The sequence below is a fragment of the Caballeronia calidae genome, assembly GCF_900044055.2.
In the GTDB taxonomy this organism is placed as follows: Bacteria; Pseudomonadota; Gammaproteobacteria; order Burkholderiales; family Burkholderiaceae; genus Caballeronia; species Caballeronia calidae.
Window position 1 is genome coordinate 1 of sequence record NZ_FCOX02000137.1, and the last position, 8,019, is coordinate 8,019.

General features: G+C 59.3%; 4 protein-coding genes and 1 pseudogene. 4 read left to right on the forward strand and 1 reads right to left on the reverse strand.

Annotation, left to right across the window (positions count from 1 at the left end; all coding sequences use genetic code 11):
• Nucleotides 1–1,217: 1,217 nt before the first annotated feature.
• The 4 genes and pseudogenes from AWB78_RS40500 to AWB78_RS40515 form a co-directional block, all read left to right on the forward strand.
• Nucleotides 1,218–2,405, forward strand: a complete 1,188-nt coding sequence (locus AWB78_RS40500; RefSeq protein ID WP_062612657.1) for a ParA family protein — start codon at nt 1,218–1,220, stop codon at nt 2,403–2,405.
• 2 nt (nt 2,406–2,407) lie between these two features.
• The gene (locus AWB78_RS40505; protein ID WP_062612659.1) at nt 2,408–3,376 is read left to right on the forward strand and encodes a ParB/RepB/Spo0J family partition protein; all 969 of its coding nucleotides are present in this window, start codon (nt 2,408–2,410) and stop codon (nt 3,374–3,376) included.
• Nucleotides 3,377–3,695: 319 nt separating this feature from the next.
• The gene (locus AWB78_RS40510) at nt 3,696–4,880 is read left to right on the forward strand and encodes a hypothetical protein (RefSeq protein ID WP_062612661.1); all 1,185 of its coding nucleotides are present in this window, start codon (nt 3,696–3,698) and stop codon (nt 4,878–4,880) included.
• Nucleotides 4,881–6,253: 1,373 nt separating this feature from the next.
• Nucleotides 6,254–6,451 (forward strand): annotated as a pseudogene (locus AWB78_RS40515) (cold-shock protein); the annotation flags it as partial.
• Between the two features lie 547 nt (nt 6,452–6,998).
• Here the strand turns inward: AWB78_RS40515 and AWB78_RS40520 are convergent.
• Entirely contained in the window at nt 6,999–7,406 is a 408-nt protein-coding gene (locus AWB78_RS40520) for a hypothetical protein (RefSeq protein WP_062612663.1), read from the reverse strand.
• Between the last annotated feature and the right edge of the window lie 613 nt (nt 7,407–8,019).

Genomic DNA, 8,019 nt, shown 5'->3' on the forward strand with positions numbered 1-8,019 from the left:
GTCGGGCGACGACCGGGGAGGCAAGCTGCAAGGGCTGGACGCGGGGAGGGGGATCACCCGGGATTTTTTCAGCGCTTTATCGAAAAAATTTTGGGGATACCCCGCGGCCAGGGCGGAGCCATTTCCCTTGTTGCGCGCCAGGGGCAGCGACCCTTAGTTTGTCCCGTCTGACTGTGCTTTTGACGTTGCGAAAGGGATCGTCACCGAATGGCCGGGACGGGTTTTGGGCCCGGTGAGCGTCAGCGAATAGAGCGCGGTCCGACGTAAGGCGGATTCGCCCGGTTGTAACGCGACCGATCGTCCGAGGGGCGAGACAAGCATCCCCGGAATCAAAGGAAAGGACGAAGAGTTGGCTGATCCTGGCCTCGGACTGTCCGCATCGGACTGTCCGTGTGTGCCCCCCCCAACAGCACCATTTAGGCGCTCGAACGCTGTACGCACCTTCAGTGTCGACAAAGGCCGACAAGAACGAGGGGCGCTGTGGAATGTACCGCGGTCAGATACAACGAATGTGATCTTGTAACCACGACATAAAAAAGGAAAACGTGATGTCCGCCGCAAGCTCGTTTCAGCCCCGCGAATGGCTGGCGTCTAACGAAAGTCTGCTGACATCGGCGGCTGTTCTGGCCCAACGCTGCGTGCCGCGCGTTGTAGTTCGGGGTCAGAGATGATCGTCGTAAAAGTCCTTAGACCGTGTTGCTTCTGCGATCGGAGCTTGCCCCGACAGCACTGGGCCGCTTCCCGACCAGTATCTGGTCCCTCGGATCGGAGGTCGCCCAGCCACTCGGATGCAACCCGTGGCGTTTCCGCGGATCGGGGATGAAGGCGCAGAAAGGTTGGCTCGCCTCGAAGTTGGATCTGGTTTGCCAGACGGTTAATCGCGGCAGCGTAAGTTACACCGGCGGCCCCGATTTTGAGAAACACATGGGTGCAACTTCCTGGGCTTGGTAAGTTTCCCGCCGGGATCGAAGGCACCGGGCTTCCGCCCAATGAGCGCCGTCTCCACCGACCCTTCTTGTGCTTCTGCATAAAGCCGTTCCATAACTTCAACTTCTTTCGAGGAATTCCGGCTAGAAGTCCGCAGATGGGACGCTGCGACGCGTGGGAACTTGCAAAGTTAACTTGCGTTTACTTTTCACAACGACTAATCTTCGAACAATTCGACCGGTTTGGTCGAAACATTCTGAATCGGTCCACTGGACGCTACGGGTAGAACGATGGACACCATCAAAAAGCTCAAGGCAGGGAAAACGACGGGCGCTGACCTCATGCACCTGGCGAAACTGTCGGACGGCATGCTGCAGAAAATCCGCGATGAGATGCTCGAGCCCTTCCCTCGTAAAGTGCCGCCGATCGTCTCGTCTGCGCGACTGCAGGAGATGTGTGGTATCGATAAGCAGCGCATGGGCTACGTGCTCAAGAAAGGCGAGCTTCCCGCAGGCACGCAAGCCAAGCCCGGCTCCCCGCGCCAGTTTACGGTCGAAGAGACGATTGCATGGATCCGCTCTGAGCGCAATCCCCTCCCCCGCAACGGTCCGGCAAAGGTTATCGTTGTGGCGAACTTTAAGGGTGGCGTGACAAAAACCACGACCTCCACCCTTCTCGCCCAAGGTCTTTCGATGCGCCGAGGCCGCCGCGTCTTGCACATCGATCTTGACCCACAGGGAAGCGCAAGCACGCTGTATGGCATCAATCCGCATGCTGAAGTCGATTCATCTCAAACCGTCATGCCCTTGATCGAGGCCTATCTCGAGGGCAAGCCGTTCGACATGACCGCCCTTCCCGTCCCGACTTATTGGCCCAACGTAGACATCATTCCGTCCTCTACCGAGCTGTTCAATGCGGAATTCATGTTGCCCGCAAGAGCAGCCAGTGACGGGGAGGTTCGCTTTGAACAGGTCTTGCATGACGGATTGGCACAACTGAAGGATACCTACGACTACATCATCGTAGATACCGCGCCGACCCTTAGCTATCTCACAATCAATGCGATTTTCGCGGCCGACGGAGTTATTGTGCCGGTCGTGCCAGATATGTTGAGTTTTGCGTCGATGGTGCAGTTCTGGCACCTGTTCGGTGATCTGATCAACGGGATGCAAGCGTTCGACGATGGCAGGGCCAAGGAATTTGACTTCGTCGACGTCCTTGTTACCCGCATGACGTCAAAGCCCGCCGCGCAGATCCTGCAAGGCTGGATTACCCAGATCTATGGTTCGCGCGTCGTGCCTATTGAGATTCCCGAATCGGACTTGGCGCGCAATACAAATATGCGCTTCTCGACCTTCTACGATCTCGGGCCAAATGATGTCGGAGCCGAAACGCTTCGCCGAATTCGCACTCCGGTAGATCAGTTGGTCGATCGCGTAGATGACAAGGTGTGCGCCATCTGGGCACAGGAGGAGTAACAATGGCTTCATGGATGAAAGAACAGGCTGCTCGGGCCAAGAACATTCAGGTGACGCCTGAGGACAAGGAAAAAGCCTTGGACGTCCAACCCGTACCCGCTCGAACAGCGCCAGGCCAATTGATGCAGTTGCAAGCGACCGCGGAACGGCAACGCAAAGAGATCGCCAATCTCAAGATGCAGTTGGAAAAGGGTGCACGAGCTAAGCGCCCTATCTCGAAGCTCCACGAGGTTCCTGGGCGCCGTCGCAAGCTTACCGCCGAGCAATACGCCGAACTTAAAGCAAACTTGGCCAAGCATCCGCTTGTGCACCCCGTAATCCTGGAGGCACGCGAAGACGGCGAATGGAATATCAACGCCGGCAACAACCGCGTTGCGATTTATCGAGACTTGGGCATCGAGGAGATCGACTCAATCGTCTCGGACATGGAGCCAGATCAGGCCGAACGACTGGCCTTCTTTTCCAATCTCTTCGCTCCCTCGCTTTCCGACTATGAGAAATACTGGCACTTTCAGCGCCTTCAAGAAGCTGCAGATGCCCTGACCCAGCAGGAGCTGGCCACGGCGGTCGGATTGTCGGAATCCCACGTAAGCAAGATCTTCGCGTTTGACGGATTGCCGGCCGAGGCAAAAGCCGCCCTCGAAGAGCGTCCTGAAAGACTCGGCGCCGACGCCGCCGCTCAGCTTTCGCGCGCGCACTCAGAAGGGCGAACGATCGCAGTCGTCAAGGCTGTTGAGCGCTTGGTTAAGGAAGAGCGTTACACGCAGAAGGAGGCAGTTTCGAGTGTGCAGGCCAAGCCTGCAAAGAAGGCCCCTCCCGCCGAGACGCTTATCGTTAAGCAAGGCAAGAAGAGCTACTGTGAGATCACCACGCGCGGTGGCGTGATTGGTGTGCGACTCAAGGTGGAGGCAGAGCGTGCAAACGAATGGGCCAGGGAAATTCAAGCCCTAATCGAGTCAAAACTGAAGTAACCAGTTTCGGCACGAAACTCCTGTGCAATCAGTTACTTAGCCTTTCGGCTAGGCCCTTCTAAGTGCAACCCAATTTCTAAGCCCCTGTTTTTATTGATCTTTCGTGACGAAACTAAGACCGATGCAAACCTAAAGCCTGAAAGACAAAGGCCCCCAGCTGGAAACTGAGGGCCTTTGCGCAAGTGGGCTTGGCTGGAAATCCTAGCACCACACTCCCCGGGTGGAAACCGGAAAGGGTACAACGCTCAACCCGGAGTGTAGCGCAACAAGATCGACAGTCAAGCGAATTCAATCCATTTCTTGAAATGGACCGCTCGACATGTCTATCGCGCAACGCTTCGTTGCTGGCGAGGGTGAAGCACACCCCGAAGATTCGGCCGCCCTCACCGCTTTTCGCTGCGACTCGACCAACCTGCCCTGGATCATCTTCCGGGCCGCGTTTCGCGCCGCACACATCGAACAGATTCCGCCGCGCGCTCGCGCTGTGCTCTCTGCCCTCGCTCGCACCGTCGACGCTGCAAAACCGTTCGGTGCCATCTTTGCGCGCCGTGAGTTGCTCACGCGCCGCGCCCTGCAATCCATGCGCACGTTCTATCGCGGTCTCCACGATCTCGAGGTTGCTGGACTCATCGAGCGTCGCCCGCAGGGCCGCTATGTCGAAGCCGGGTTGTTTGGTCGCGCCTACCTTCATCTCACCGAGCATGCCGCAGCCCTCCTCGGCCTCATTGAGCCTCCGCGCGCGCACGAGGTCGAACCCGCCCAGACGCCCTCATCAACCGTGTCCACCTCGGCCCAGTCATCTTTGACCGTACCGTCTGCCAATGTGGCAGACGGTGGAATATATAAGGATCTAAGCCCTTCTGTTTTTCAAAAGAGACAACCGGGCCAACTGCCTGCAGATCTTCAGCGCCTGCGCACCCTGGGGTTTTTTGATTTCTTGATTTTCAAACTCATGCGCGAGGCGCGTGAGCACGGCAAGCGCCTCTCCGATGTCGTGGAAGCCACCTGGGATCACCTGAAGCTCGCCAAGGCGCCGATCAACTACCTGCGCGCCCTGCTCCGCAATCCGGTCGATTTCGCCCTGCTGGTGCGCCGTCGGAACGCCGACCACCATGCCGAGCAAGCGCGTGCGCAGCAGCACGTGGACGCTCAGGCCGTTGCCCTCCAACATGCCGGCCGCACGTTCATCGACGCGGACGACGCGCGCCAGTTCGTGATCGGGGCCGCTGGTGACTCATTGACGATCTTTAACCTCACGGAGCGCATTGGTCGGCAGGCCGCCGGATGGATGCCGTCGTTTGCGACGGCGCTCGCCTCCGGGCAACTCCGTCCCGCCACCGCGCTGGACCTCGAACGCTTCGCTCACGCCCAACGGGAAGCGTTGGGCAAATCCCAGCCTTGCGCGGCACCGTTGGCGCACGCGAAGTCGCCGGTGACGGGTGCGGTGCGGGAGCACATCGCCGGCCTGCGTCAGCTCCTGAAAGTGCGGGCAGCGGGCGCGTGACGTGGCGCATGGGACCGCCATCTAAACCTCGACATGAATTGTCCCGGCGTCGCGCGACATCGACGAACGCAGGGACGAGCACGACACGTGGACCAGGCCGACTCGATTGCCCCAATAGAAATGCAACAACCGATCGTGTCCACAAAGCTCTGCGCATTGCCCGCATGGGCAGGTCCGACGGGCGCCTCAAAACCCGCTCGTGAGAAACAAATCCCTGTTTCTCCGCGAACGCCGGACCCGGCACGGGTTGGATTGCTCGCAAGACGGCGATCGAGGCGCCAGGACCGAACGGTCTGAGCGAGACCATGGTGAGCCGAACGGGGTGCCAACATCGAGCGAATGCGCAAGAGGGGCGAAGCAAGCCGCCGATGCGGATCACGAGGTCGGACGGCGAACGACGCCCAGGACCAGAAGCCAATACACATCGACGACCGCGGAGCGAGTTCGCAAGCTGGTCCCAAGATGTCCGCCGTTCGTGCGCCGATCATTCATGCCGCGCACCTCTACGCTAGTGCGGCAGGCAGACGATGAGCTGCCTGGCGTCACACAAGCGAAATGCCGGCGCGAACCCGAAGAGGTTCCCCGTCCTGGCCCGAGCGACTACGCGAATTTTCCGCGCCTTTCACTCTTAGCGCGCCGACCAGCGGACGATTTCTGCAGCCGTCCCAGGCGACCCAACAGCGGTCCAAAGTGCCGCACAAGAAGCCACGCTGTCGGAGAGCCAGTACGGTGCTTAGCGGCAACTTTGGCGCGCAACATCGCCTGACGCGAGTACAGAGAGTCCACGCTTTCAGACGAAACGTAGCAGCGCCGGTGTGCCGTTCTGGAAGCTTTGCCGGCGGGAACTGGGGATCGCGAAACTGGACTCGGGGGAACGGACGGTGGGCCGTCCGCTGATGTCTGCTGCCCGGTTCAGATCTCGTGAGCCGACGATAAGCGGCCATGCGCGATGGCGCGGGCAGTGACCGAGCGAATCGCGCAAGCAGCGATTATCGTGCAGCCGGTGACGTTGGACCGGTCGTGGCTTTCAGACCGCGCCTGCAGCGCGTCTCGAGGCACGAGGGAGGTCGCGTCGGGCGCCGGATTCGACGCGGACGCTACATCCAGCGAAGGGCCCCGAACCGCCTCATCCAGGCGCGCTTCGAGTGGCCGATCGAAGGCGTACGGCAGCCGTTCATGCGGTTTCGCGCGCCATGGGGCGAAGCAGGGGAGGGCCGAGCGAATTCACCTAAGGCGAGCAATGGCATTCAGACTGATTATTCGGAAGGGGCCGCGTCTTGATCTTCTCGGTTGCCTAGTGCGTGCCAGCGAGTCAAGATAGCGTCCGGCGCTCGCGAGGGCGGCGCCGTCTTCAACTTTTTAGGTCAGCAAAAATGGCAACTGGTACGGTCAAGTGGTTCAAGGACGACAAGGGTTTTGGCTTCATTACGCCCGATGGCGGGGGTGACGACTTGTTCGCCCATTTCTCGGAAATCCGCGCCGAAGGTTTTAAGACACTCAAGGAAAGGCAGAAGGTGACGTTCGACGAGAAGATGGGTCCGAAGGGCAAGCAGGCAGCGAATATCAAGCCGGCGTATGCATTGTCGGAAAAAATGGGCAGTCATCGTCCGCCAGCGGCCGACGATGTCCGCCCATCGAACCGTCTCCGCGTCTCCGGACCCGCCCATCGCGCTCTCGTTCGCGTGCGTCCTTCACCGGTCGAGCCCTCGGCGGCGAGACAGCGTGCTCGATGCAACCAGACGCTTCACCACACAAGCAGCTCGATGATTGCAGAGGAATAATATCGAGTCCTACATTCATCGCGGATTCACGCCTTCCTAGAGATTAACTCGGCGTGAAACATTGCCGCGGAAACCGCAATCCAATCTAAGTAATTGTTTTAAAACGGATGTGGGGCGAAAACGCGGCGAAATCGCGCATTGTTTCACGCTTCCTTGGGTCGGCACGTCCCTCACACCATCATTTTGCGGCCCGTACTGGCTCAGTATGCCTGACGGGGCGTTCATCCGTATCAAACGAAACGAATTCCGTGCGCATTGATACCTCGGGCAAAAGTCGGTTTCCCGACGAGGTAGGCACCGTCCCAAGGCCCGCTCAGTCGCCGGCTCAGTAGCCAACTTAGTGGCCGGTTGCCGCGGCGCGCAGCGGGGAGGCTCGTTCGCCGGTCACGAAACAGTCGAGCCGGTAACGCGCGCCAAGATGAACATGCCTTGGTGCGTTTGCGAGCTGACGATCCGATTGTCGCAACACTGCCTCGAAAAGCGGGAAGTCGTTGGCGTCGAGTGTCCAGGCCCGCGCGTTTTCGGCGCGTTGTAGCACGCGTTCCATGGCCGCCTCAGCGCGCGCGTAGATGATCAAGTCGGTGTCGCCAAAGCCCGCGTCCTGAACATAGTAGGCGAGATAGATCATCCGGATCAGTTCATTGAACAGATACGCGGAGCCGGCGCCACTTCGACACGCGGCAAAAGTCAGGTGGTTCACCGGGGAGATTTCTCGCACCGCGTTCTCCGGCATCGGGAGCAACATGGCTTTATTGAGGGGCTTGCGCGAGGACGCACGGGAAGGTCGAGCATGTGGGCAGCGGGAAGGCATGCGTCAAAAAACATCGAGGAGAGTTCCGCGTCACGCGGAGTTCTGCGAATCCTAACCGTGCTTCGCGGCGACGTCTGTGGCCCTTCCCGCGCCGGCACCCGACGCCCCCGGTTTGGAATCGATTTCCGTCATTCCTGTTTGACGAGCCCGGATCCGTGTGTGAACGGTGGCGATCGAGAGACGCGACCGCCGGATTCCTATTCGAGATGCTGTCTGGGATCATGTTCGACCGTCCCGGCGCGTGCGCGATTCGATGCGCGCAAAAAGACCGTGCTTGTCTTGACGCGGCATGTTCGAGAGCCTTCGACCGTAGCTTGCGATGTGAAACCCTAAGGACACGATGGTCAGGATTGAGTTGGAACTGGACGATAGCGTGCATGCCGCCCTGCGCTCGCGTAGACCGTATTAAAAGTGTCACAAGTTCGTCAATAAAAGTGTCACCCATTGAAAGGCCGAGGTAAATTGGTAAATCGTGCCCCAGACGCATTGTCTTGCGTCGTCGTAAAACGGTCTCGGCCACACCGCGCGCTGCGAAACCCTCAGACGC